The sequence below is a fragment of the Streptomyces sp. NBC_01320 genome (assembly GCF_035974375.1).
Lineage (GTDB): Bacteria > Actinomycetota > Actinomycetes > Streptomycetales > Streptomycetaceae > Streptomyces > Streptomyces yanii.
On record NZ_CP108390.1, the window covers coordinates 9,066,031 to 9,089,908 of the forward strand.

Consider the following 23,878-nt stretch of genomic DNA (forward strand, 5'->3'; position numbering starts at 1 on the left):
TGCCAGAGACCGGGGAATGGGCGGAGCCCGGCGGTGATCGGGGGCGAACCGATCACCGCCGGGCGGTCATGGGAGCCGGGTCAGCAGGCGCCGAGGTCCTGCCAGACACCCCAGTCGCCGGTGGTGCCGGGCGTCTCGCCCTTCGTCCACCACTTGGCCTTCCCCCGGTGCGAGCCGTAGCCGACGGTCGCGCCCGCGCCGTACTCCGCGGTCGCACTCCAGGCGGCCGCCGAGCAGCTGCCACCGGTCGGATCCGGGCCCGGGCTCGTCGACGGGGCGGGGCTGGTCGACGGGTGGGCGACGGGCTGGTCCCCGTGCCCGGCTCGACCACCGTGGTGCCGCGCGCCAGATCGGCGGCCAGGGCGTACGACTTCCCGCCGAAGGTCACCGTCCAGTTCGACGGCGTGGAGGTCGGCAGGTAGTAGACGAAGTTCACCTGTACCGAGACGCCGGGCGCCAGCGTCTGCCAGGCGGGCAGCTTCAGCGAGACGCGGTTGCAGTCGCCCTTCAGTGGAATCCCGGGAGGAACCCCGGGGCTTCGACCCCGGGAGGAACCGCGTCCTTGGTGGGTGGCGCGGAGCGCCGCAGCGTCGCGCTTTCAGGCACGGAGCGCCCGCACAGCCGCCTGGCGGAGCCGGACAGGCGAACGCGTGGGCGATAGATCGCCGGTTCGGGCAGAAGATGTACGAACCTGGGCGGTTTGTGCGACTGGCGCATCAAGGTCCGTGGTTGTGAAGCTGGTTGTGCGGGTCAAGCTGCTGCCGACGCCCGTGCAGGCGTCGGTGCTTGAGGCGACCCTGACCGCCTGCAACGAGGGTGCGACCTGGGCCGCACAGGTCGCCTTCGACAAGCGCGTCCGCAAGAACCTGCCCCTGCGCGCGCTGACCTACCGGGAGATCAAGTCCAGGTGGGGGCTCGGGGCACAGGCCGCCCAGCACGCGATCAAGAAGACCTGCGACGCCTACACCACCCTGGCCGCGAACCTCCGTAACGGCCGTTACGGCAAGCCCGGCTCGAAGCGTCACACCCGGGCTTCGGGCAAGCCGTTAGCCTTCCGGCCCCAGGCGGCCCAGCCGTACGACGACCGGATGCTGTCCTGGCAGCACGAGCGGCGCACCGTTTCGATCTGGACCACCGGCGGGCGCATGAAGAACGTGGCCTTCACCGGACAGGCAGAACAGTTGGAGGTCCTGGCCCGGCACCGGCAGGGTGAGTCCGACTTGCTGTGCCAGGACGGGAAGTGGTATCTGATCGCGACCTGCGAGATCCCCGAGGCCGAACCGAACGCGCACCCGGCCGCCTTTATCGGCGTGGATCTCGGGATCGTGAACATCGCCGCCACGAGCGACGGCGCCAAGTACTCCGGGCGCCGGATCAACCGCAAACGGGCCAAGGACCGGGCTCTGCGCTCCAAGCTGCAGAAGAAGGGCACGAAGTCCGCGAAACGGCGTGCGAAGAAGTACGCGGGCCGCGAGGCCCGCCGTAACAAGGACATCAACCACAAGACCAGTAAGCAGATCGTGGCGGAGGCTGCACGCACCGGTCGCGGGATCGCCCTGGAAGAACTCACAGGGATCCGCGAGCGGGCCCGGCTAAGGAAGCCCCAACGCACCACGCTCCACTCCTGGCCATTCCACCAGCTCGGCGCCCTCATCGGCTACAAGGCGAAGAAGGCCGGGGTGGCGGTGGTGTATGTCGATCCGGCGTACACCAGCCAGGAATGCTCGCACTGTCATCACGTCGAACGCGGCAACCGGCCCTCCCGGGCTGTGTTCGCCTGCCGGTCCTGCGGCTTCGTTGAGCACGCGGACCACAACTCGTCCCACAACATCGCCCACAGAGGGTGGTACGTGTGGGTCTGCGGGGTCGAGTCAACGGCCCCTGCTCTTACGCTGATCGCGTGAGAGCTGGACGCAGCCGGACTCATCGAAGCCATCGATGACCCGAGCAGCAAGCCCGGGACCTCAGTCCCGTGCCGTTGACATGGGTGACTTTGTCCCAGGGGATGCCGGACGCGAGATAGGCGGGCTTGCCGTCCTTCCCGGTCCGCCAGTTGGTGAAGTATCCGATGACCCGCCGCTGGTGGTCGGCGCCCATCTTCTCGCGCCTGTCGCTGTCGTAGACAGAGCAGTAGGGGACCGGGACGCCAGGGGTTTCGTAGAGCCCGTCGGGGCGACAGGACTCCTGGTCGGCGGCGGCCGACGGGGTGGCGGCGAGCGAGCCCATGAGCAGTCCGGCGACGGCTACGCCGGCTGCGAGCAGGGTGGCTCTCGCACGAGTGGGGGACAGCACGTGTCGTTCCTCCTAGGGAGGTCGGCAGAACACAACTGGCAAGGGGGTGGGTCGTGTTGGGCCACGGGCGTGCGCACACCGCGGGGCCGTTCCTCGGAGGTGACGCAGAGATTAAGAGGACTAGACCATTGAGTCAATAGGTCTGGACCATTACCCATGGGACGTCCTGATACGAACCCGCCCGGAGGGCTCCCCGGGACCGTCTGTGAGCGACTCCACAGGCACTCACCCGCATGGCCCATGAGCAGGCGTGGCACACTGATCGTGTACCAGCAGCAGCGCACTCCGGGGTCGGTGCAATTCCGAACCGGCGGTTATAGTCCGCGACCCGTCCGCATCCAGCGGCCGGTTGACCAGGTGGGATTCCTGGACCGACGGTTAAAGTCCGGATGGGAGGCAGTGCGCGGCGGGCCGTCACAGGTACGCCGCCGTCGGCGGACGCGTTTCCGGGATCCCCGGAACACCTGCGTCCGTGTCTTCGGTTTCGGCGTCCCCTGTTGCGTTCCGCTTCATCTGTCGTCATCGACAGGCCCCGGAGTCCGTGCCCGAAGAGGCAGGAGGACCCGGTGGACATCGCAGCCGACACCACCGCCATGCGCCGAGCGATCGCGCTCGCCGCCCGCGGAATCGGCTCCACCAGCCCCAATCCGGTCGTCGGATGCGTGATCCTCGACGCCGAAGGACAGCCGGCCGGTGAAGGCTTCCACCAGCGCGCCGGCGGGCCGCACGCCGAGATCCACGCCCTGCGCGAAGCAGGCGAGAAGGCCCGTGGCGGCACCGCCTACGTCACCCTCGAACCGTGTAACCACACCGGCCGTACCGGCCCCTGCGCCCAAGCGCTGATCGAGGCCGGCGTCAGCCGTGTCGTGTACGCGGTCGCCGACCCGAATTCGCAGGCCACCGGGGGTGCGGACACCCTCCGTGCCGCCGGGGTCACCGTGGAGCAGGGACTCCTTGGCGAACTCGCCGAGGCAGGCAACACCGCCTGGCTGACCTCGGTGCGGCTCGGGCGTCCGTATGTGCTGTGGAAGTACGCGGCGACCCTCGACGGCCGGATCGCGGCCGCCGACGCCACCAGCCGCTGGATCACCTCCGCGGAGTCCCGCGCCGACGTCCACCGGCTGCGCGCCGAGGCCGACGCCGTCGTGGTCGGCTCCGGCACCGCCCGCACGGACGACCCCCAGCTCGGTGTACGTGGCATCGAAGGTGCCGTGCAGCCGCTCCGGGTCGTCGTCGACACCGACGCCACCGCGGTACGGCCCGGCGCCCGCGTCCTCGACACCACGGCTCCCACCCTGATCGCGGTCGCCGACGACGCCGACACCGGCCGTCTTCCCGAGGGAACCGTCCTGCGGCTGCCGCGCGCCGCCACCGGCCGCGGCCTGGACATCCCCGCCCTGCTCGCCGCCCTGCACGGGCGCGGCGTCCGCTCCGTACTCCTCGAAGGCGGCCCGACCCTGGCCGGGGCCTTCGTCGCGGCGGGAACGGTCGACAAGGTCGTCGGCTACCTCGCCCCCGTGCTCCTCGGCGCGGGCCCCGCAGCCCTCGCCGACGCCGGAATCTCCACCATCGCCCAGGCGTTGCGCCTCGATGTGACCGAGACCGTACGCATCGGCCCCGATCTGCGCATCACCGCCGTCCCCGGCCCTGCCCGGAAGGGAAACTGAGTGTTCACCGGAATTGTCGAAGAACTGGGTGAGGTCACCGCCGTCGAGAAGCTCGGCGACGCCTCCCGATTCCGCCTGCGCGGTCCCGTCGTCACCGAAGGCGCGAAGCACGGCGACTCCATCGCCGTCAACGGCGTCTGCCTCACCGTCGTCGACCTCGGCGACGGTGAATTCACCGCCGATGTGATGGCGGAGACCTTGAACCGGTCCAGCCTCGGCGCTCTGGACACCGGCTCCCGGGTCAACCTGGAGCGCCCCATGGCGCTCGGCGGCAGGCTCGGCGGACACATCGTCCAGGGACACGTCGACGGCACGGGCCGCATCGTGGAGCGCAAGCTCTCCGAGAACTGGGAGATCGTGAAGATCTCCCTCCCGGCGGAGCTGACCCGCTACGTGGTGGAGAAGGGATCGATCACCGTCGACGGCGTGAGCCTGACCGTCGTCGACGCCGGACCCGACTACTTCACCATCAGCCTCATCCCCACCACCCTCGCCCTGACCACGCTCGGCATCAAGGAGCCCGGGGACCCGGTCAACCTCGAGGTGGACGTCATCGCGAAGTACGTCGAGCGGCTGCTCGGCGACCGGGACCGGGAGGACACGAAGTGAGCGCGGTCGACTGGCTCAACTCGGAGGCCTTCGCCCAGTTCGGCCAGCACATCAAGTGGTCCGACATGATCGGCAACACGGTCGGTCTGGTGGCCCTCGCGCTCGGCTGGCGGCGTTCGATATGGACCTGGCCCGCCCAGCTGCTCTCCGGTGTGATCCTCCTGGTCGCCTTCGCCTCCGCACACCTTTCGGGCAGCGCGGGCAAGCAGCTGGTGGTCATCGTCGTGGCCGGGTGGGGCTGGTGGTCGTGGAACCGCGGCAGGCAGCAGGCCCAGGACGGCTCCATCGCCGTACGGTTCGCCACCTGGCGCGAGCGTGCCTACCTGGTCGGCGGCGCGGCCCTCGGCACGCTCGCCGTCGGCGGCCTGTTCACCGCGTTCCCGACACTGTCGTGGGACCCGTGGCCCGACGCGTACATCTTCGTCGGCACGGTCGTCGCGATGTACGCCCAGGCGCGCGGCATGGTCGAGTTCTGGTTCGCCTGGCTCCTGGTCGACCTGGTCGGCGTGCCACTGAACTTCGCCAACGGCTTCGCCTTCTCCGGCTTCGTCTACGTCATTTACGGCGCCCTCGTCCTGTGGGGCATGCGCGACTGGTGGCTGCGTACGCGGACACCCGCTCTGGAAGGAGCCACGGCATGACTGCCCAGCCCACCTGGTTGCACCGGGAAGACCACAGCATGGCCGAGGACCTGTCCCTCGACCCCGTCGAGCAGGCGATCCGCGACATCGCCGCCGGCCGCCCCGTCGTCGTCGTCGACGACGAGGACCGGGAGAACGAGGGCGACCTCGTCATCGCCGCCGAGAAGGCCACCCCCGAGATCGTCGCCTTCATGATGAGCGAGTGCCGGGGCCTGATCTGCGCACCCATGGAGAACGACGAGCTGGAACGGCTCGACCTGCCGCAGATGGTCACCCACAACACCGAGTCGATGCGCACGGCGTTCACCGTCTCGGTCGACGCCTCCGCGGCGCACGGTGTCACCACCGGCATCTCCGCCGCAGACCGGGCCACCACGCTCCGGATGCTGGCGGGCGGTCAGGCCGGCCCCGGCGACTTCGTGCGCCCCGGCCACATCTTCCCGCTCCGGGCAAGGACCGGCGGTGTCCTGGTCCGCAACGGCCACACCGAGGCCGCCGTCGACCTGGCCCGGCTCGCAGGGCTCCGCCCCGCCGGAGCGATCGTCGAGATCGCGGGCGAGGACGGCGTCATGCTGCGGCTGCCGGAGCTGGTCCCGTTCGCCCGCAAACACGGCCTCACGATCATCTCGATCGAGGACCTGATCGCGTACCGCCGCTCCGCCGAGCCGACCGTCCGCCGCGAGGCCGAGGTCCGGCTGCCGACGTCGTTCGGCGACTTCACCGCGTACGGCTACCGCTCCACCGTCGACGGCGTCGAGCACGTCGCGCTCGTCCACGGCGACCTCGGTGACGGCGACGACATCCTCGTCCGGGTCCACTCCGAGTGCCTCACCGGCGACATCTTCCAGTCCCAGCGCTGCGACTGCGGCCCCCAGTTGCACGCCTCCATGCAGCGCATCACCGAAGAGGGCCGCGGCGTCGTCGTCTATCTGCGCGGCCACGAGGGCCGGGGGATCGGCCTGCTCTCCAAGCTGCGCGCGTACGAACTCCAGGAGCGCGGCGTCGACACCCTCGACGCCAACCTGGAGCTCGGCCTGCCCGCCGACGCCCGGGACTACGCGGCAGGCGCCCAGATCCTCAAGGACCTCGGCGTCCACGGCGTCCGGCTGATGACGAACAACCCCGACAAGACCGCCGCGCTCCTGCGGCACGGCCTGGCGATCACCGGACGCGAGCCGATGCCCGTCCAGGCCGGCGAGCACAACCTGCGGTACCTGCGCACCAAGCGGGACCGCATGGGACACGACCTGCCCTGGCTCGACACCGCCTCGGTGTCGACCTGCGGCAACCAGTAACGAGCACGGAAACGAGCGGTAGGAGAGACATGAGCGGCAAGGGCGCACCCGAACTGTCCGTACGCAACTGCGGTGACCTGCGGGTGGCGGTGATCGCCGCCCAGTGGCACGAGAAGGTCATGGGCGGCCTCGTCGACGGCGCGCTGCGCGCCCTGCACGAGCTCGGCATCGACGAACCGACCCTGCTCCGGGTCCCCGGCAGCTTCGAACTTCCGGTCGTCGCCAAGGTCCTCGCCGGCCGCGGCTACGACGCGATCGTCGCCCTCGGCGTGATCATCCGCGGCGGCACCCCCCACTTCGAGTACGTGTCCCACGGCGTCACCAACGGGCTCACCCAGGTCGCCGTCGACACGGGTGTCCCGGTCGGCTTCGGCGTACTGACCTGTGACACCGAGGAGCAGGCGCTCGACCGGGCCGGACTCGAAGGTTCCAACGAGGACAAGGGGCACGAAGCGGTCACTGCGGCCGTCGCCACCGCCGCCACGCTTCGCACCGTCAGCGAGCCCTGGCGCTGAACGGGGGGCCGGGACCCCGTACGCTAAGGACCATCATGGCGAACAAAACCTTCGAAGAGCTCTTCGCCGAGCTGCAGCTCAAGGCCGCCAACGGCGACCCGTCCACCTCCCGCACCGCCGAGCTGGTGGACAAGGGCGTCCATGCCATCGGCAAGAAGGTCGTCGAGGAGGCCGCCGAAGTCTGGATGGCCGCCGAGCACGAGAGCAAGGACGCCGCCGCCGAGGAGATCTCCCAGCTGCTGTACCACGTCCAGGTGATGATGGTCGCCCGCGGAATCTCTCTCGACGACGTCTACGCCCACCTCTGAGCACACTTCCGCACTCCGCACGTCACGTCCGCAGAAATTCCCTTCGCACAAAGGAAACCTGACCTCATGCTGCGCATCGCCGTCCCCAACAAGGGTTCTCTCTCCGGGCCTGCGATGGCGATGCTCCATGAGGCCGGCTACCAGCAGCGCAAGGAGTCCAAGGAACTCGTCCTCGTCGACCCCGAGAACGAGGTCGAGTTCTTCTACCTGCGCCCGCGCGACATCGCGATCTACGTCAGCTCCGGCCGTCTCGACATCGGCATCACCGGCCGCGATCTGCTGCTGGACTCCGGCGCGCAGTCCGAGGAGATCCTGCAGCTCGGCTTCGCCCGCTCCACCTTCCGCTACGCCACCAAGCCCGGCACGGCCGCAGGGCCGCAGGACTTCGACGGCATGACGATCGCCACCTCCTACGAGGGCATCGTGGCCAAGCACCTCGCCGACGTCGGCGTCACCGCCTCCGTCGTCCACCTCGACGGCGCGGTCGAGACCGCCATCGAGCTCGGTGTCGCCCAGGTCATCGCCGATGTGGTGGAGACCGGCACCAGCCTGCGCAACGCGGGACTCGAAGTGATCGGCGAGCCGATCATGACGTCGGAAGCCGTCGTCATCCGCCGGACGGGTGCCGCCGAGGACGACCCCAAGGTGCAGCAGTTCCTCCGCCGCCTCCAGGGCGTCCTGGTCGCCCGCAGCTACGTGATGATGGACTACGACTGCCGCGTCGAGCACCTGGAGCGCGCCGTCGCCCTCACCCCGGGCCTGGAGTCGCCGACCATCTCCCCGCTGCACCACGAAGGCTGGGTCGCCGTGCGCTCCATGGTGGCCGCCAAGGAGGCCCAGCGGATCATGGACGACCTGTACGAACTCGGCGCCCGCGCCATCCTCACCACGGCCATCCACGCCTGCCGCCTCTGACGGCCGGACCGCCAGCGATCACCTCCGGAAGACAGAAGAACACCATGTCCGCCCCCGCGCCCCGGCCCGAACTTCCCACCCTCCCGGTCACCTTCCGGCCGACCCGTACCCGGGTGGTCCTGCTGACCGTGGGAGCGGCGATGTTCGTCGTCATCACCGTCATCGCGATGAGCCTGGAGCAGCTCAGCCCGGGGGAGCGGGTCAGCTTCATCTTCACCGCGCTGCTCTTCTTCGCCGTCCTGGCTCTGCTCAGCCGCCCCAAGGTCGTCGCCGACGACCACGGGGTGACCGTGGTCAATCTCACCCGCACCCGACGGCTGTCCTGGGCGGAGATCCTCCGCGTCAACCTGCGCGTCGGCGACCCGTGGGTCTTTCTCGACCTCAGCGACGGGACCAGCATGCCCGCCCTCGGCATCCAGCCCGGAATCGCCAAGGAACAGGCCATTCGCGACGCCCGTACGCTCCGCGCACTCGCCGAGAACCACGGCACCTGTACGGAGAACGGCTGAGCCCCCTGCCCCGCACGGCCACTTCTTGATTACTCTGGAGGGCGGTGGCGCCCTGTGCGCCCCGCCCCGCACCAGAGGCCCCAAGGCCGGCGGGGCTTTCCTGCGACCCAAGGAGTGACTCCCTCCAGCAATGGACGGATCGTCCGGTAGTACCTGCGCCGCCCCTTCCCAGGAGGCGGCGGTATGACCATCCCCCTGCTGCTTCTGAGTGCGGCATTCCTTCTCATCCTCGCCAACGGATTCTTCGTGGCGGCCGAATTCGGGCTCGTCACGGTGGAGCGACCGGATGCCGAGCGCGCCGCCGCCGAGGGCGACCGGCGGGCCCGTACCGTCGTCGATGCCCTGCGCGAGCTCTCCTTCCAGCTCTCCGGCACCCAGCTGGGCATCACCATCACCTCACTGGTCGTCGGCATGCTCGCCGAACCGGCCCTCGCCCAGCTGCTCGCCGGACCCCTCACCGCGACCGGCCTCCCCGACGGGGCGGTACCCGGCGTCAGCGTGGTGATCGGGATGCTCGTCGCCTCCGCCGTCCAGATGGTGATCGGCGAGCTCGTACCGAAGAACTGGGCGGTCTCCAGGCCGCTCCAGGTCGCCCGGTTCGTGGCCGGCCCCCAGCACCGCTTCGCCGGTGCTCTGCGGCCGGTGATCACGCTGCTGAACACCGTCGCCAACCGGCTGGTCCGTCTGCTGGGCGTCGAACCCACCGATGAGCTGGCCTCCGCCCGCACCCCCGGTGAACTGGTCTCCCTGGCCCGGCACTCCGCCGAGGCGGGCACTCTCGAACAGGACACCGCCGATCTCTTCGTACGGACCCTGTCGCTCGCCGGACTCACCGCGCAGCACGTCATGACCCCGCGCGTGAAGGTCAGCGCCCTGCAGTCGACCGCCACCGCGGCGGACGTCCTCAACCTCACCCGCGCCACCGGCCTCTCCCGTTTCCCGGTCTACCGGGACCGGATCGACGAGGTCGTCGGCATGATCCACCTCAAGGACGCGCTCGCCGTGCCCGCCCAGGAACGCCTGCGCACCACCGCGGGCCGGATCGCCGTACCGCCCCTCCTCGTACCCGAGACACTCCCGGTCGAACAGCTGCTCCAGCGCCTGCGCAAGGAGCAGCCGATCGCCGTCGTGGTCGACGAGTACGGTGGCACCGCCGGGGTCGTCACCCTGGAGGACATCATCGAGGAGCTGGTCGGCGAGGTCAGGGACGAGCACGACGCGGAAGGCGCCGACCGGCCCGAACTGGTCGCCGCCGCCCCCGAGGACGGCCGTCCCGCCTGGGACGCCGAAGGCAGCTGCCGGGTCCTCACCCTGCGCCGGATAGGCCTCGACGTACCGGAAGGACCGTACGAGACGGTGGCCGGACTGGTCGCCGATCTGCTCGGGCGGATCCCCGCCCCCGGGGACCGGGCCGAGCTGCCGGGCTGGCGGATCTCGGTCCGCCAGGTCGGTCACTACCGCGCGGAGCAGGTCCGCTTCGTACGCGTCGCCGATGTGGCCGAACCGGTCGACGAGCCCTCGGCCGCCCGCGGTGTCCTGGAGGCCGCACGATGAGCGTCGTCCAGTTGCTCTTCGCCGGGCTCCTCGTCCTGGCGAACGGCTTCTTCGTCGGTGCCGAGTTCGCACTCGTCTCCGTACGCCGCAGCCAGATCGAACCTCTCGCGGCGGCCGGGTCCGGCAGGGCCCGCCAAGTGCTGTACGGGCTGGAGAACCTGCCGCAGATGATGGCCGCCGCCCAGTTCGGCATCACCGTCTGCTCCCTGACCCTCGGAGCCGTCGCCGAACCGACCGTCGCCCACCTGCTGGAGCCGGTCTTCCACGCGGTTCACATCCCCGAGGGACTCATTCACCCGCTCGGCTACGTGCTGGCGCTCGTCCTCGTGGTCTTCCTCCACCTCGTCATCGGCGAAATGGTCCCGAAGAACCTGGCGATGGCAGCCCCGGAGAAGACCTCACTGTGGCTCAGCCCGGCCCTGGTCGGCTTCGCCCGGGTGTGCCGCCCCGTCACCACGGCGCTGGGCGCCTGCGCCCGGCTGGTGCTCCGGCTCTTCCGCGTCGAACCCAAGGACGAGGTCGAGGCCGTCTTCACCAGCGAGCAGCTCAACCGGCTCGTCGAGGACTCCGGCCAGGCCGGACTACTGGAACCGGAAGCGCAGGAGCGGTTGGAGGACGCCCTGGAGCTGGGCAGCAGACCGGTCACCGATGTGCTGCTCGCCAGGTCAGCCCTGGTGACGGTGGACCCGTCGGTCACCCCGCGCAGGATCGAGGAGCTGACCGTACGGACCGGCTACTCACGCTTCCCCGTCTGCGCGGAGGGCGGCGGACCGTTCATGGGCTATCTGCACGTCAAGGACGTCCTCGACCTGGAGGACGGCGAACGGGCGGTCCCGCAGCACATCTGGCGCCCGATGGCGACACTGCGCGCGGAGCTGCCCCTGGACGATGCCCTGACGGTGATGCGCCGCGCCGCCACCCATCTGGCCCAGGTCGCCGACGCGTCGGGCCGGATCCTCGGCCTGGTCGCGATGGAGGACGTCCTGGAAATGCTGGTGGGCGAGGTGCGCGACCCCGCGCACCGGATCTCGATACCCCGCCGGACGGTGGACGTGGCGCCGACAGCCCCGGTCCCGGACGAACTGCAACCACTGGCAACCGCATCGGGCCCGTCGGCCCACTCGAGCGTGTCCGTCGACTGAGGACGGTCGTGCCAGGTCTCCTCGCCGGACGGGCGCTTAGTGAAGCCCGTCCGGCGATCGAGGACAAACCGCCCACCGGGCGGCGCCTGTCACCACGCCACCGCCCATCCGGCCGGCAGGGCTACAGCGGCGGAGGCTCCTGCTGCCCCCGGTCAACCGGCCCCCGGCCGGACAGCACTTCGCCGTACGCCTGCATCAGATCCGGCAGTCGCAGCGTCGCCAGATCGTCGCGGGTGGGCACCGTCGCGTACCCGGAGAGCCGCAAGTCCCGGTAGGCGCAGCTCTTCTCGTACAGCGTGCGCAGGAACCGTCCGTTGCCCAGCTCGTCGATCCAGCCCTGGTCGACGACATGGCCGCTGATCGAGCGCAGTTCCTCCAGGGACTCCTCGTCCCACACGTCGTCGTTGTCGGCGGCCAGTACCTCGCCGATCGAGGTGAGTTCCAGCGGCCGGTAGCTGGGGAAGTCCACCCGGGTGGTGAACCGGGAGGAGAGCCCGGGGTTGGTGGTCAGCAGCCGGTCCATGCCTTCGGGGTAGCCCGCGAGGATGACGACGAGATGGTCCCGGTTGTCCTCGGCCCGCTTGAGGAGGACCTGCAGCGCCTCGTCCCCGTACGCGTCGCCCTTGCTGTAGCCGGAGTTGGAGAGGCTGTACGCCTCGTCGACGAACAGCACACCGCCCAGCGCCGAGTCGATCAGCTCGTTGGCCTTGACCGCTGTCTGTCCGAGGAACTCACCGACCAGATCGGAGCGTTGGGCCTCGATGAGATGGTCCCCGCCGAGCAGCCCCAGCGCGTAGAAGACCCGGCCCAGGATCCGGGCCACTGTGGTCTTCCCGGTGCCCGAGGGGCCGGAGAAGACGAAGTGGCGCTTCGGTGGCTGGACCGGAAGTCCCTGGCCGGCCCGCAGTCGCGCCATGTTCAGCTGCGCGGACAACGCCTTGACCTGGCGCTTGACCGGTTCGAGGCCGACCATCCGCTCCAGCTCCGCCAGTGCCGCGGCGAGCAGCACCGGATCGCTGGGCCCCGCCGGGAATGCCTGCGACGACTGCCCGGGCACGGCGGTCTTCTCCCGTGCTCCGTCTGCGCGAGGAGGCACCCCGACGCCCGGCAGGTTCTGCGGATCGCCGCCGGGCCGTAGTTCCCGCCCGCCCACCAGATCGGTGCCGAGCAGCGAATCGCCGTCCGGCAGCGCCTCCGCGGACGTGGAGTCGGCACCGAATCCGGTCAGCGACACGGACGCGAGACCGGCCGCCTCGTCGGAGCCTTCGAGCCCGTCGTAGTCCGCTATCGCGGCGAGCCGCGCCGAGGTGTCCATGAACGCCGGATCGATCCGGTGCACTGCTCTGTAGAGCGGCAGGGCGGCCGCGCTGCGACCGGTTCCCTCGTGCGCGCGGGCCAGCCAGTAGCGCAGCTCCTTGCGCTGCGGCTGTTCGCTGCGGCAGCGCATCAGCGCGGTGGAGAGCAGCGGCTCGGCCTGCCCGTACATCTCCAGCCGCACCCGCGCCATGCCGCCGAAGAGCCCCGCCTCGATGCCGAGCAGCGGATCGTCGACGAGCTGTTCGGTGTGGCGGACGAGCTGTTCCCAGTCCTTGACCAGATACGAGCGGCAGGCGTGCAGGAACCGCACCTGCGGGTCCGCGTCCACGGGTGGCAGTCCGGCCAGTGCCCGGTCCAGCTCCGGGACATGGCGTCCGTCCAGCCAGTGCGAGGCGTGCGCGAGCAGCAGATCACGCGGGCTCTCCAGTACGGGCTGTACCCACCAGCCCAGCCAGTACCAGGAGTTGAGCGTGCGTCGATGACGGGTGCGCTGTTCGCCGAAGCGCTCGCGGTGGCGGTACATCCGCAGCAGCGCGGTCGTCGTGTCGATCCGCAGGGCGTGGAGGCCGAGCCAGCCGTCCGCCATGGCGGGATCCAGCCGCACCGCCGTTCTGAACTCCTCCTCGGCCTGCGGATAGGCCCCCATCGTGTAGGCGTCCACGCCGCGCAGCCAGGCGAGGTCGGCCGGGGCCTGTGCGCCCTGCGTGCCGATGTCCATCAGGTCCCCCACAAGCCGTGCCCCCAGGTTGTCCCGCCGCACGACCCGCCGTCCAGGCGCGCTGAACCGCACTGCCGTGGACGGGAATTGACCGCACCGAGAGGCATCGTACCTGCGCAGGTAGTGCGCGACTAAGAGCACCGCAAGCAGAACAAGGACCGTGACCGAGGGTAAGCGGAATCCGGTGAACAACCATGCGCAAGGGGATGCGGGGACAGAACGAAGCCCCCGATCACGGGGGAACAACCGGGGGCTTCGCGTCTGTGAGGGCTCCGAAAAGCCGCACATTGAGAACGTAAGACCTGTACCGCCCCCGGGTCAAGCGGAGTTGAGGCACTTCCGGGCCGTTTTCCGACTGGTCAGTACGTCGCGCACGGAGGCTCACGGTGGGTGACGGAATGGTTCGCTCCTGCTGTCGTGCGAGGCCCCTCCAGCCACTCGTACCCCACAGGCAACTGGCGTACCAGAGCATCCGCGTACGGGCGCGACGGATCGGCGGCGAAATGTTGTTTCTCGGCCACGGTCCACCCGTCCCAGAAGGCCGAAAGTGCCGGCCCGTCCCGTCGTCGGCCCCGCTGCCAGGACGCCAGGGGGTCGAGCTCCATCCACCACAGCCGTGCGAGATGCGGGCGCAGGGCCCGGCGGCCGGCGCCCACTCCCTCGATCAGTACCACCGGAGCCGGTTCCAGTGTCTGCGGTGAGCCGAGGCGCCGGGCTGTCCAGTCGTACGGCGCGTAGTGTGCGGTCTCCCCACGCGACAGCGGGCCGATCACCTGGTCCCGGAGCCGGTCCGCCCAGCCGAACAGCTCCTCGTGGGTGGCCAGGTCGTCCAGATGCAGCACGGGCGCTTCCCCGAGTGCCACCGAGAGGCGGGAGGCGAGAGTGCTCTTGCCCGATCCCGCATGACCGTCGACGGCGATCAGCCGCACGGGTCCGCAGGACGGCGGCAGGGCGATCAGTCCTGAGGCGAGGCGGGCGAGGTCGTTCATGCGGACCAGCGTACGAGGCGATGCGACGCAACCGCAGGTCACGCCAGTGGACCAGACCAATATTTGTTCCACGACGCGAGGCGAATCGCTGGCCCAATCCGGCTGCGAACCGCAATAGTTGGCGCACTGTCGTGCACCCGCAGCCCCATTCCGCTTACGACCGGGGGTCTCGCCCATGAACAGACCGACTTCACGCAGAACCGTGCTGACCGCCGCGCTCGCCGTGGCCGCCGGCGCCGGCGCGGCGGCGTCCGCAGGCTCCGCAGCCGCCGCGCCCTCGCTCGCCCCGCCCTCGGCTGCCGCATCCCTGGTGGACAACCATTCCTGGAGTACGTACACCGACTGGCGCAGCGGTTCCGGCGCCGGGACGCGCGCCGTCGCGGGCCGACGGCCCGGACTGGTGATCGGCACCCCGCAGGGGCGTACCGACTACACCGACCCGCACACCGGGAAGACGGCGGCCTGGGATTACGCGACCTGGACCTCGCCGCGCCACTGCTCGTCGGTCCCGGCGACCGAGGTGATCGCGTCCTGGAACGCGGACGCCCCGGCCGGCACCTGGATCCAGATCGAGCTGTGCGGCAGCTACTCGGACGACACCGAGACTCCCTGGTACGTGATGGGCCGCTGGGCGGCGGGCGACGGCGACATCCGCCGAACCTCCGTCGACGACCAGACCGACGGCAAGAGCTCGATCTGGACGGACACCTTCTCGGTGGACGACGCGGCGAGCGGGCTGCGGCTCGTCTCCTACCGGCTGCGGCTCACCCTCTACCGGACCCCGGACAGTCGCCTCACGCCCACCGTGTGGCGGCTCGGCGCGATGGCCTCGGACATCCCCGACCGATTCACCGTGGAGCCCAGCACACCCGGCCTCGCCCGGGAACTGCCGGTGCCGCGCTACTCGCAGAATGTGCACGTCGGCCAGTACCCGGAGTACGACAACGGCGGTGAGGCGTGGTGCAGCCCCACCTCCTCGCAGATGATCATCGAGTACTGGGGGCGCAGGCCCACCACCGAGGATCTCGCCTGGGTGAAGCCGGACCTCGCGGACCCACAGGTCTGCCACGCGGCCCGCTTCACGTACGACTACCAGTACGAAGGCTGCGGCAACTGGCCGTTCAACGCAGCCTATGCCGCCACGTACGACGACATGAGCGCGGTGGTGACCCGGCTGAGTTCGCTGACGGACCTGGAGACGCTGATCCGGGCGGGCATCCCGGCCATAACGTCGCAGTCGTTCCTCAAGGCGGAGCTGACCGGGGCCGGGTACGGGACCTCCGGCCATCTCATGACTGTGATCGGGTTCACGGCGGAGGGCGACGTGATCGCCAACGACCCCGCCTCGCCGAGCAACGAGGCCGTCCGCCGGATCTACAAGCGCCACGAGTGGGAGACGATCTGGCTCCGCACCAAGCGCTACGACGCGAACGGCAAGGTCAGAAGCGGTACAGGCGGTGTCTGCTACCTGTACTTCCCGGCGCACCCGACCCCGGCCCAGAAGCGGGCTCTGGCCGCTGTCGGGGTCGCCTGAAACGCCCGGCGCACCTCGGGGCAGTGACCGATGTCTCTACCCCGGGGGCCCGTTCCACTGGCACTGTGGTCGGGTCACCGGGGGGACGTTCACTGCCGACCGACCGAGTGGGATGCCATGACCGCGACCGCCGCCGCAACCACCACCACTGCCCGCCGCCGTGCACGGACCGGAGGTCCCGAGGACCGGTCCGGGCTGGTGGAGAACCTCCTGGGCCGGACGCTCGTCGTCGTCATCGCCATGTTCGTCACCCAGCTCGGCCTCATGTGACCGTGGTGCGCCCGGCGCACACGGAAGGGGCGGGGCCGGCCGCTGCGAGGGCGGCCTCGGCTGCGGCTGTGAGGGCCGCGCCGGCCGGCGTCGCGCCCGCGGCACCGAGGAGTGCGGCGCCGAGGGCGGCACTACAGACGGTTGCGGCGAGCGCCCGGAGGCGGGCGCGGGGTCGGTGAAGTCCGAACATCGTGGCTCCTCGTGGGGGAGGGGGCTTTCGGGTGGGGGGACAGGCGAATGACCTGGCGCAGACTTGGCATGAACGTGGAAAACCGATTCACCCGGAACCGTGGATGGGCTAGACCAATTGGGATGGGTCGGACCATTCCCTTGGTCGTACGGCCCCGCCCGGGTCGTCCGGGCACCCTCTCTGTCACCCCGTGACGGATACCGTCCGATCGGGCATACTCGACCCGCCACGGCCGCTGGCCAGCAACTCTCGTAATCCGGGAGGGCAGCAGCGGTTTGGGTACTAGTGCTTTTCCGGGCCACGGTCCGGAGATCCCCCGGCGGAGCCGCTCACACCCCGCGCGCGCACCGCCGCAACGCCCGACAGGGAGGAGAGCGCCGTCATGTCCGACCGTGCCCCGCAGTTGGTGGAGCGTCGTCTGCCCACCGAGGAGTCCAGGCAGCTCGTCGCGCTCGTCCGCGACATCGTCCAGCGGGAGATCGCGCCGAACACGGCGGAGGAGGAGGACGCGGGCCGGTTCCCGCGCGAGGTCTTCACGCTGCTCTCCGAATCCGGACTGCTCGGTCTGCCGTACGACTCCGCCCACGGCGGCGGAGACCAGCCCTACGAGGTCTACCTCCAGGTGCTCGAGGAGCTCGCGGCCGCCCGGCTCACCGTCGGCCTGGGCGTCAGCGTCCACTCGCTCGCCTGCCACGCGCTCGCCGGATACGGAACCAAGGAGCAGCAGGCGGAACACCTGCCGGCGATGCTGGGAGGCGGCCTGCTGGGCGCCTACTGCCTCTCCGAGCCGGCCTCGGGCTCCGATGCGGCCTCGCTCCGCACGAAGGCGGTACGCGACGGCGACGACTGGGTCATCACCGGCACCAAGGCGTGGATCACCCACGGCGGTATCGCCGACTTCTACACGGTTCTGGCGAGGACCGGTGTCGAGGGTGCCCGCGGCATCACCGCCTTCCTGGTCCCCGGCGACGCCGAGGGGCTGAACGCGGCCCTCCCCGAGAAGAAGATGGGCATGAAGGGCTCGCCCACCGCCCAGCTTCACTTCGACGGGGTACGGGTGCCGGACGCCCGCCGGATCGGTGAGGAAGGGCAGGGTTTCGCCATCGCCCTGTCCGCACTCGACTCCGGGCGGCTCGGCATCGCAGCCTGCGCCATCGGCGTCGCGCAGGCGGCCCTGGACGAGGCCGTCGGATATGCCACCGGGCGGCAGCAGTTCGGCCGCCCCATCGCCGACTTCCAGGGGCTGCGGTTCATGCTCGCCGACATGGCCACCCAGATCGAGGCGGGCCGTGCGCTCTATCTGGAGGCGGCGAGGCTGCGCGACGCGGGCAGGCCGTTCTCCCGGCAGGCGGCCATGGCCAAGCTGTTCTGTACGGACACGGCCATGCGAGTCACCGTCGACGCCGTCCAGGTGCTCGGCGGCTACGGCTACACCCTCGACTTCCCCGTCGAGCGGCTGATGCGCGAGGCCAAGGTGCTGCAGATCGTCGAGGGGACCAATCAGATTCAGCGCATGGTCATCGCGCGCCACCTCGCGGGTCCCGAGACCCGCTGAGGCGCAACGACCGGTCCGACCACACGGGCGTCGTCATGATCCGGTTCCACTCCTGGTCATGACGGCCCGGCAGGGTCCTGCCGGTGGACTCCCAATGGCTCAGCATCGCCCGGTAGATGGGCGGATCCGTCGTATGCGGCACCGCGCGCGGCGCTGACGGGGTGGACGCCGAGGGGGGCACCGGCTGCGAACCGGGCTGCGGAACCGATTCTTCGGGGGTCGGAGCGGCGAGACGGCGACGACCGGGGCCGGCCGTGGATTGCAGCAGGGTCATGCCGGGCCAACGCCGTGGGGCGGGGCCGGGTCACTGCCGCGAGGATTCGAGCGCCCGTTCGTCAGGGTCCCCTGCCGCGTGGGCGTGGCTCGATCGCGCGCACCACGCCGGCCCGGCCGTCGTGGTGCAGCATGCGTGTGCCGGGCGTCTGCCGGAGGAGTCCGGCAGACGGAGAGTCGCCGCCCGTCACCGCCGTCGATACGCGTCAGGCGGCGTCAGGGCGTCTCAGGCGGCGTTGCGGCGGATCTGGTGCGGCACCCGCAGCGGGCGCGAACCCGCGCCACCGGCGTGCGAGAACGGCTGCATCCTCCAGTCGAGCCCCTGCGGGAGCGTCAGCAGCAGTCCCATCTCCTGTTCCTGCAGCTCCAGCGACTCGTCGGCCGGACGCGCCTGCGCGGCGTCGCTACCGGTTCCGGCGCACACCGTGAGGACGAACGGGTTCCACGGCGTCGGGCACAGCGCGTGTTCCGGCAGCACATCCTCGTCGGCCAGCAGCGCGATCGGCTGCGCACAGTCCGGGCAGATCACCCGGTACATCTCAAAAGTGTCGTACGCGTCGGGAGCGGAGTCCTCGACGGGTTCAACAGGCTCCGGTTCGGTACGTCCGGTGAGCTTCAGGCTCTGCATGGAGATTCTCCCCCTCGGGTGGGCCGGCAAGGCGCCGCGGCCTCGACCACAGCAAGCACTTCCCGTCGCGCATCCGCCGTAACCGCGAGGTCGTCGGCTACCCATCCGTAAACCTGTGGCATTCGTCACATGCCCCCCACGGGTGCCCTGTTCGGGGCCCCTGCGACTGTGCCTGGAGGGACCTGGGGCCATAGGTTGATCCGTATGGAGGAGCTGGACCGTCAGATTGTGGAGTTGCTCGTCAAGGACGGGCGGATGAGCTACACCGACCTGGGCAAGGCCACGGGCCTGTCCACCTCGGCCGTTCATCAGCGAGTCCGTCGGCTGGAGCAGCGCGGGGTGATCCGGGGCTATGCCGCGGTCGTCGACCCCGAGGCCGTCGGGCTGCCCCTCACCGCGTTCATCTCGGTGAAACCGTTCGACCCGAGCGCGCCGGACGACATCGCCGAGCGGCTCGCCGGTGTACCGGAACTGGAGGCGTGCCACAGCGTCGCGGGCGACGAGAACTACATCCTCAAGGTGCGCGTCGCGACCCCGCTCGAGCTGGAGCATCTACTGACCCGGATCCGCTCGCTGGCCGGGGTCTCCACCCGCACCACCGTCGTCCTCTCCACCCCGTACGAGGCACGCCCCCCGCAGATCTGAGGGGGGCGCGGACGGCGCCGCTCCACACAAGGGCGAGACTGGTGCCATGACCGAGAGCACCGCCCCCCAGAGCGAACACCGCACCGTGCTGCTGCGCGGTGGAGACGTCCACAGCCCCGCCGATCCCTTCGCCACCGCCATGGTCGTCGAACGCGGCCATGTCGCCTGGGTGGGGTCGGAAGGGGCCGCCGACGCCTTCGCGAGCGGCGTCGACGAAGTGATCGACCTCGAAGGGGCCCTGGTCACTCCCGCGTTCACCGACGCCCACGTCCACACCACCTCGACCGGCCTCGCCCTCACCGGCCTGGACCTCGCGGGCGCCCGCACCCTCGCCGAGGCCCTCGACCTCGTACGCGCGTACACGGCCGCGCACCCCACGGACCGGGTCGTCCTCGGACACGGCTGGGATGCCACGCGCTGGCCGGAGCAGCGGCCTCCGTCGCGCGCCGAGCTCGACGCCGCGGCCGGCGGCCGGCCGCTCTATCTGCCCCGGATCGATGTGCATTCCGCCGTCGTCACGACCGCCCTCCTCGATCTGGTTCCCGGTGTCACCGCACTGGCCGGCTACCGCCCCGACGCCCCGCTGACCGGCGCCGCCCACCACGCCGTGCGCTCCGCCGCCCATGGCGCGGTCTCGCCGCAGCAGCGTGCCGAGGCGCAGCGTGCCGCCCTGGACCACGCCGTCTCGCTCGGCATCGGCACCCTTCACGAGTGCGGCGGACCCGACATCTCCGACGAGGAGGACTTCACCGCCCTGCTGAAGCTCGCCGCCGGGCGGCCGGGACCGCGGGTCTTCGGCTACTGGGCCGAGCAGGTCGCGGACGAGAAGGATGCCCTCAGGATCCGTGAACTCGGCGCGATCGGTGCGGCCGGTGACCTGTTCGTCGACGGTTCCCTCGGCTCGCACACCGCGTGCCTGCACGAGCCCTACGCCGACGGACCGGCCGGCGGCAGGGGCGCTGCCCACCTGGACGCCGCGCAGATCGCCGCCCATGTCACCGCCTGCACCGAGGCCGGTCTGCAGGCCGGTTTCCACGCCATCGGCGACGCGGCGGTCTCCGCCGTCGTGGCAGGGGTCCGGGCCGCATCCGAGGCGCTCGGGCTGCCCCGGATCCGGGCCGCACGCCATCGCGTCGAGCACGCCGAGATGCTCACCCCCGAGACGATCGCCGGCTTCGCGGAGCTGGGTCTGACCGCCTCGGTCCAGCCCGCCTTCGACGCCGCCTGGGGCGGCGAGGACGGCATGTACGCCCAGCGGCTCGGCGCCGACCGGGCCCGCACCCTGAACCCGTACGCGGGCCTCCTGCGGGCCGGTGTACCCCTTGCCTTCGGCTCGGACAGCCCGGTAACCCCGCTGGACCCGTGGGGGACCGTACGGGCCGCTGCGTTCCACCGGACGCCGGAGCACCGGATCTCCGTACGGGCCGGCTTCACCGCGCACACCAGGGGCGGCTGGCGGGCCGTCGGCCGCGACGACGCGGGCACCCTCGTTCCCGGCGCCCCCGCCGACTACGCGGTCTGGCGCACCGAGGAGCTCGTGGTCCAGGCCCCGGACGACCGGGTCGCCCGCTGGTCGACCGACCCGAGGTCCGGGACGCCCGGCCTGCCGGATCTCACCCCGGGCGGCGACCTCCCCGTCTGTCTGCGGACCGTGGTCTTCGGACAAACTGTCTACGTGCGGCCGAACGAGTGACGTCCCGACATTTCGTACCGCCGATCGAAGGTGCCCCCGCTTCCCCACGACCTGCGTATCTCCGGTACTGACCAGGCAACTTCGGTAAACATCGCAGGTCAGACGGGTATTGACAGGAGGCGCCTACAGGCCGGTAGGTTCGGCCGAGTCCACCACAGGACGTCCGACCGGTTAAACCTCCACGCAGTCGTCGAACGCCGCTGGGTCATGGGGTGGTGTGCCGCACCGGCGCACCACCACTGACAGCCAGGTTCAGCGCCCGCGCCTCGGGGGCGAGGGAAGGTGTGAACCGGACGGCGGGTGTGACCCGGGTGGGGCCCGGACGTTCAGTAGACAACGGCTCTCGGTCGACCCGCAGCCAGCGGGCCCCAGGTCGGCCCGAAGGGCGCCGGGCCCCGATCCGTAATTCTGTCCGTACTTTCCTCCTTCTGTCCGGGCGGGCGCCCGACAGGTGCCTACCGCGTCGGCCTCCGGCCCTGATGCGATCGATATGGTGTGCACCTGTGTACGGACGTGAGGGGCAGTAAGTGAACGACGGCGGTCAGAGGCGATACGGCCCGCTCGGCAGAGCCTTGGTGATCATCCCGACCTACAACGAGGCCGAGAACATCAAGCCGATCGTCACCCGGGTGCGTGCCGCGGTACCGGACGCGGACGTCCTGGTCGCCGACGACAACAGCCCCGACGGCACAGGGAAGATCGCCGACGAGCTCGCCGCCGCCGACAGCCACGTCCAGGTCCTGCACCGCAAGGGCAAGGAAGGGCTCGGCGCCGCCTACCTCGCCGGCTTCCGCTGGGGCATCGACCACGGTTACGGCGTTCTCGTGGAGATGGACGCCGACGGCTCCCACCAGCCCGAGGAACTGCCCCGGCTGCTCACCGCCCTCAAGGGTGCCGACCTGGTGCTCGGCTCCCGCTGGGTGCCGGGCGGGCGCGTGGTCAACTGGCCCAAGTCCCGCGAGATGATCTCCCGCGGCGGCAGCACCTACTCCCGGTTGCTCCTCGGATTGCAGACCAGGGACGTCACCGGCGGCTACCGGGCCTTCCGGGCGGAGACCCTGAAGGGGATCGGCCTCGACGAGGTCGCCTCCCAGGGGTACTGCTTCCAGGTCGACCTGGCCCGTCGCACCATCGACGCGGGATACCACGTCGTCGAGGTCCCGATCACCTTCGTGGACCGCGAGATCGGTGACTCCAAGATGAGCCGCGACATCCTCGTCGAGGCGCTGTGGCGGGTCACGGCCTGGGGCGTCACCGCCCGTACGAACCGGGTCCTGGGCCGCAAGTCCTCCTGATCAACCCCTTATACCGCTCGGACGTCCGTCCAGGCACACTGGGGACCATGACGACCGGCACCCCGCCCCCGACCGCACCGAGGCGCTCGCGCGCCCGTACCTTCCTCCCCCTCGCCATCGCCGCCTGGGCAGTGCTGGAGATCTGGCTGCTGACCCTGGTGGCGGACGTGGCGGGCGGGTTCACCGTGCTGCTGCTCCTGATCGGGGGCGTCGTGCTCGGGGCCGTGGTGATGAAGGCGGCCGGCCGCCGGGCCTTCCGCAACCTCACCGAGACGCTCCAGCAGATGCCGGGCCGGCCCGGCGAGGCCGCGGCGCCGTCCACCGCCCCGTCGGGCAGCAAGGGCAATGGCTTCCTGATGCTCGGCGGGCTGCTGCTCATCATCCCGGGGATGATCTCCGACGTGGCGGGACTCCTGCTGCTGGTGCCGCCGGTCCGCGCGACGCTCGGCCGGTACGCGGAGCGGTCCCTGGACCGCCGTATGCGCACCGCGACCCCCGGCAGTCTCTCCGATGCGTTCCAGCAGGCCCGGATCCACCGCCCGGACGGAAAGGTCGTCCAGGGCGAGGTCATCCGCGACGCGGAGACTCGGCCGGGCCCGCGCCCCGACAGCGGCCCGCGCCCCCCGCTCACCCCCTGAGAGCCTGTCGGGTGACCTCTGAGCGGGTCCTCGTCCGAAACCGCACCTGAACGGTCCCCGTCCGAACGGCTGTCCTCAGTCGCCGGACGGGCTCCAGTGCCCCTGTCCGGCATGCACGCCCGGGACGGAGAAATCAAACCCGAACGCCGCTCGGCGAGGGAAGAGCAGGCCGCAGGACGCCCACGGCACCCAGCAGGACGCGACAGAGCCGCGGGCCGTGACACACACTGGTGTGTCACGGCCCGCGGCTCTGTCTCTCTGCGGTGTCGCGCGGTCAGGCAGACTTCCTGCTGTCCCGCGGGTGCACGGCAATGTTCATGGCTCCGGAGCGCAGAACCGCCAGCCTTTCGGCCAGCACCTCCTCAAGCTCCTCGCGTGTGCGCCGCTCCATGAGCATGTCCCAGTGCGTACGCGCAGGCTTGCCCTTCTTCTCCTCGGGGCCATCCCCGTCCACCAGGAGTGCCATGGCGCCGCACGCCTTGCACTCCCACTCCGGCGGAATTTCCGCCTCTACCGAGAACGGCATCTCAAATCGATGTCCGTTCTGGCATGCGTACTCCACCGCCTGGCGCGGGGCCAGATCGATGCCGCGGTCCGTCTCGTAGCTGGTAACCACGAGTCGCGTGCCGCGGAGAGCTCGCTCACTCATGAATCGTGCCTCCCGGGCTTGTCGCCCACAGGACAGG

The 23,878-nt window shown here is 70.4% G+C and carries 23 protein-coding genes, 2 pseudogenes and 1 riboswitch; of the genes and pseudogenes, 18 read left to right on the forward strand and 7 right to left on the reverse strand.

Going from position 1 to position 23,878, the window contains the following annotated elements; genetic code table 11:
• Positions 1-80: 80 nt before the first annotated feature.
• A pseudogene (locus tag OG395_RS41250) lies at positions 81-511 on the reverse strand (chitinase C-terminal domain-containing protein); the annotation flags it as partial.
• A 220-nt stretch (positions 512-731) separates the two neighbouring features.
• Between OG395_RS41250 and OG395_RS41255 the strand changes: the two are divergent.
• Complete coding sequence (locus OG395_RS41255) at positions 732-1,904, forward strand: RNA-guided endonuclease InsQ/TnpB family protein (protein WP_327247470.1); 1,173 nt, start codon at positions 732-734, stop codon at positions 1,902-1,904.
• 73 nt (positions 1,905-1,977) lie between these two features.
• Here OG395_RS41255 and OG395_RS41260 read toward each other — a convergent pair.
• Positions 1,978-2,292, reverse strand: a pseudogene (locus tag OG395_RS41260) (chitinase); the annotation flags it as partial.
• A 276-nt stretch (positions 2,293-2,568) separates the two neighbouring features.
• A riboswitch (FMN riboswitch) is annotated at positions 2,569-2,699 on the forward strand.
• Between the two features lie 159 nt (positions 2,700-2,858).
• Between OG395_RS41260 and ribD the strand changes: the two are divergent.
• The 10 genes from ribD (at position 2,859) to OG395_RS41310 (ending at position 11,447) form a co-directional block, all read left to right on the forward strand.
• Positions 2,859-3,959, forward strand: a complete 1,101-nt coding sequence (gene ribD, locus OG395_RS41265) for a bifunctional diaminohydroxyphosphoribosylaminopyrimidine deaminase/5-amino-6-(5-phosphoribosylamino)uracil reductase RibD (protein ID WP_327247471.1) — start codon at positions 2,859-2,861, stop codon at positions 3,957-3,959.
• Positions 3,960-4,568, forward strand: coding sequence for a riboflavin synthase (locus tag OG395_RS41270; RefSeq protein WP_327247472.1), 609 nt, complete (start codon positions 3,960-3,962; stop codon positions 4,566-4,568).
• Positions 4,565-5,209 carry a nicotinamide mononucleotide transporter family protein gene (locus tag OG395_RS41275; protein WP_327247473.1) on the forward strand — a complete coding sequence of 215 codons (645 nt, stop codon included), beginning with the start codon at positions 4,565-4,567 and terminating at the stop codon, positions 5,207-5,209. The genes OG395_RS41270 and OG395_RS41275 overlap by 4 nt, the downstream gene beginning before the upstream one ends.
• Complete coding sequence (locus OG395_RS41280; RefSeq protein ID WP_327247474.1) at positions 5,206-6,504, forward strand: bifunctional 3,4-dihydroxy-2-butanone-4-phosphate synthase/GTP cyclohydrolase II; 1,299 nt, start codon at positions 5,206-5,208, stop codon at positions 6,502-6,504. The genes OG395_RS41275 and OG395_RS41280 overlap by 4 nt, the downstream gene beginning before the upstream one ends.
• Positions 6,505-6,533: 29 nt before the next feature.
• Positions 6,534-7,019, forward strand: a complete 486-nt coding sequence (gene ribH, locus OG395_RS41285) for a 6,7-dimethyl-8-ribityllumazine synthase (protein ID WP_266988058.1) — start codon at positions 6,534-6,536, stop codon at positions 7,017-7,019.
• 35 nt (positions 7,020-7,054) lie between these two features.
• Entirely contained in the window at positions 7,055-7,327 is a 273-nt protein-coding gene (locus tag OG395_RS41290; RefSeq protein ID WP_018524273.1) for a phosphoribosyl-ATP diphosphatase, read from the forward strand.
• A gap of 66 nt (positions 7,328-7,393) precedes the next feature.
• Complete coding sequence (gene hisG, locus OG395_RS41295) at positions 7,394-8,242, forward strand: ATP phosphoribosyltransferase (protein ID WP_327247475.1); 849 nt, start codon at positions 7,394-7,396, stop codon at positions 8,240-8,242.
• Between the two features lie 44 nt (positions 8,243-8,286).
• A complete protein-coding gene (locus tag OG395_RS41300; RefSeq protein WP_266988062.1) occupies positions 8,287-8,751 on the forward strand; it encodes a PH domain-containing protein in 465 nt (154 codons plus the stop codon).
• Between the two features lie 183 nt (positions 8,752-8,934).
• Entirely contained in the window at positions 8,935-10,305 is a 1,371-nt protein-coding gene (locus OG395_RS41305) for a hemolysin family protein (protein WP_327247476.1), read from the forward strand.
• The gene (locus tag OG395_RS41310) at positions 10,302-11,447 is read left to right on the forward strand and encodes a hemolysin family protein (RefSeq protein ID WP_327247477.1); all 1,146 of its coding nucleotides are present in this window, start codon (positions 10,302-10,304) and stop codon (positions 11,445-11,447) included. Before OG395_RS41305 ends, OG395_RS41310 begins: the two co-directional genes overlap by 4 nt.
• Before the next feature lie 121 nt (positions 11,448-11,568).
• Here the strand turns inward: OG395_RS41310 and OG395_RS41315 are convergent, their stop codons facing one another.
• Together OG395_RS41315 and OG395_RS41320 are read right to left on the reverse strand one after the other, a co-directional pair.
• Positions 11,569-13,482, reverse strand: a complete 1,914-nt coding sequence (locus OG395_RS41315) for an AAA family ATPase (RefSeq protein WP_327247478.1) — start codon at positions 13,480-13,482, stop codon at positions 11,569-11,571.
• Positions 13,483-13,841: 359 nt separating this feature from the next.
• The gene (locus OG395_RS41320) at positions 13,842-14,471 is read right to left on the reverse strand and encodes a uridine kinase family protein (protein ID WP_327247479.1); all 630 of its coding nucleotides are present in this window, start codon (positions 14,469-14,471) and stop codon (positions 13,842-13,844) included.
• Between the two features lie 175 nt (positions 14,472-14,646).
• Between OG395_RS41320 and OG395_RS41325 the strand changes: the two genes are divergently transcribed.
• Positions 14,647-16,005 carry a peptidase C39 family protein gene (locus OG395_RS41325; RefSeq protein ID WP_327247480.1) on the forward strand — a complete coding sequence of 453 codons (1,359 nt, stop codon included), beginning with the start codon at positions 14,647-14,649 and terminating at the stop codon, positions 16,003-16,005.
• A gap of 117 nt (positions 16,006-16,122) precedes the next feature.
• Complete coding sequence (locus OG395_RS41330) at positions 16,123-16,275, forward strand: SCO1431 family membrane protein (RefSeq protein WP_327247481.1); 153 nt, start codon at positions 16,123-16,125, stop codon at positions 16,273-16,275.
• Here OG395_RS41330 and OG395_RS41335 read toward each other — a convergent pair.
• Entirely contained in the window at positions 16,268-16,465 is a 198-nt protein-coding gene (locus OG395_RS41335) for a hypothetical protein (RefSeq protein ID WP_327247482.1), read from the reverse strand. The two genes, OG395_RS41330 and OG395_RS41335, sit on opposite strands and share 8 nt — an antisense overlap.
• Before the next feature lie 382 nt (positions 16,466-16,847).
• Between OG395_RS41335 and OG395_RS41340 the strand changes: the two genes are divergently transcribed.
• Positions 16,848-18,020, forward strand: a complete 1,173-nt coding sequence (locus OG395_RS41340) for an acyl-CoA dehydrogenase family protein (protein ID WP_327247483.1) — start codon at positions 16,848-16,850, stop codon at positions 18,018-18,020.
• Positions 18,021-18,519: 499 nt separating this feature from the next.
• On the opposite strand, the gene OG395_RS41345 is transcribed toward OG395_RS41340, so the two are convergent.
• Complete coding sequence (locus OG395_RS41345) at positions 18,520-18,921, reverse strand: hypothetical protein (RefSeq protein WP_327247484.1); 402 nt, start codon at positions 18,919-18,921, stop codon at positions 18,520-18,522.
• A 204-nt stretch (positions 18,922-19,125) separates the two neighbouring features.
• On the opposite strand from OG395_RS41345, the gene OG395_RS41350 reads away from it, so the two are divergent.
• The 4 genes from OG395_RS41350 to fxsA all read left to right on the forward strand — a co-directional run bounded on the left by OG395_RS41350 (position 19,126) and on the right by fxsA (position 23,192).
• Complete coding sequence (locus OG395_RS41350) at positions 19,126-19,566, forward strand: Lrp/AsnC family transcriptional regulator (RefSeq protein ID WP_024493538.1); 441 nt, start codon at positions 19,126-19,128, stop codon at positions 19,564-19,566.
• 46 nt (positions 19,567-19,612) lie between these two features.
• Positions 19,613-21,259, forward strand: a complete 1,647-nt coding sequence (locus tag OG395_RS41355; protein WP_327247485.1) for an amidohydrolase — start codon at positions 19,613-19,615, stop codon at positions 21,257-21,259.
• Between the two features lie 527 nt (positions 21,260-21,786).
• Positions 21,787-22,554 carry a polyprenol monophosphomannose synthase gene (locus OG395_RS41360; protein WP_327247486.1) on the forward strand — a complete coding sequence of 256 codons (768 nt, stop codon included), beginning with the start codon at positions 21,787-21,789 and terminating at the stop codon, positions 22,552-22,554.
• A gap of 47 nt (positions 22,555-22,601) precedes the next feature.
• Positions 22,602-23,192: an FxsA family membrane protein gene (gene fxsA, locus OG395_RS41365; RefSeq protein WP_327247487.1), complete on the forward strand. Its 591-nt coding sequence runs from the start codon at positions 22,602-22,604 to the stop codon at positions 23,190-23,192.
• 274 nt (positions 23,193-23,466) lie between these two features.
• Here fxsA and OG395_RS41370 read toward each other — a convergent pair whose 3' ends face one another.
• Positions 23,467-23,841, reverse strand: a complete 375-nt coding sequence (locus OG395_RS41370) for an RNA polymerase-binding protein RbpA (RefSeq protein ID WP_007262928.1) — start codon at positions 23,839-23,841, stop codon at positions 23,467-23,469.
• Between the last annotated feature and the right edge of the window lie 37 nt (positions 23,842-23,878).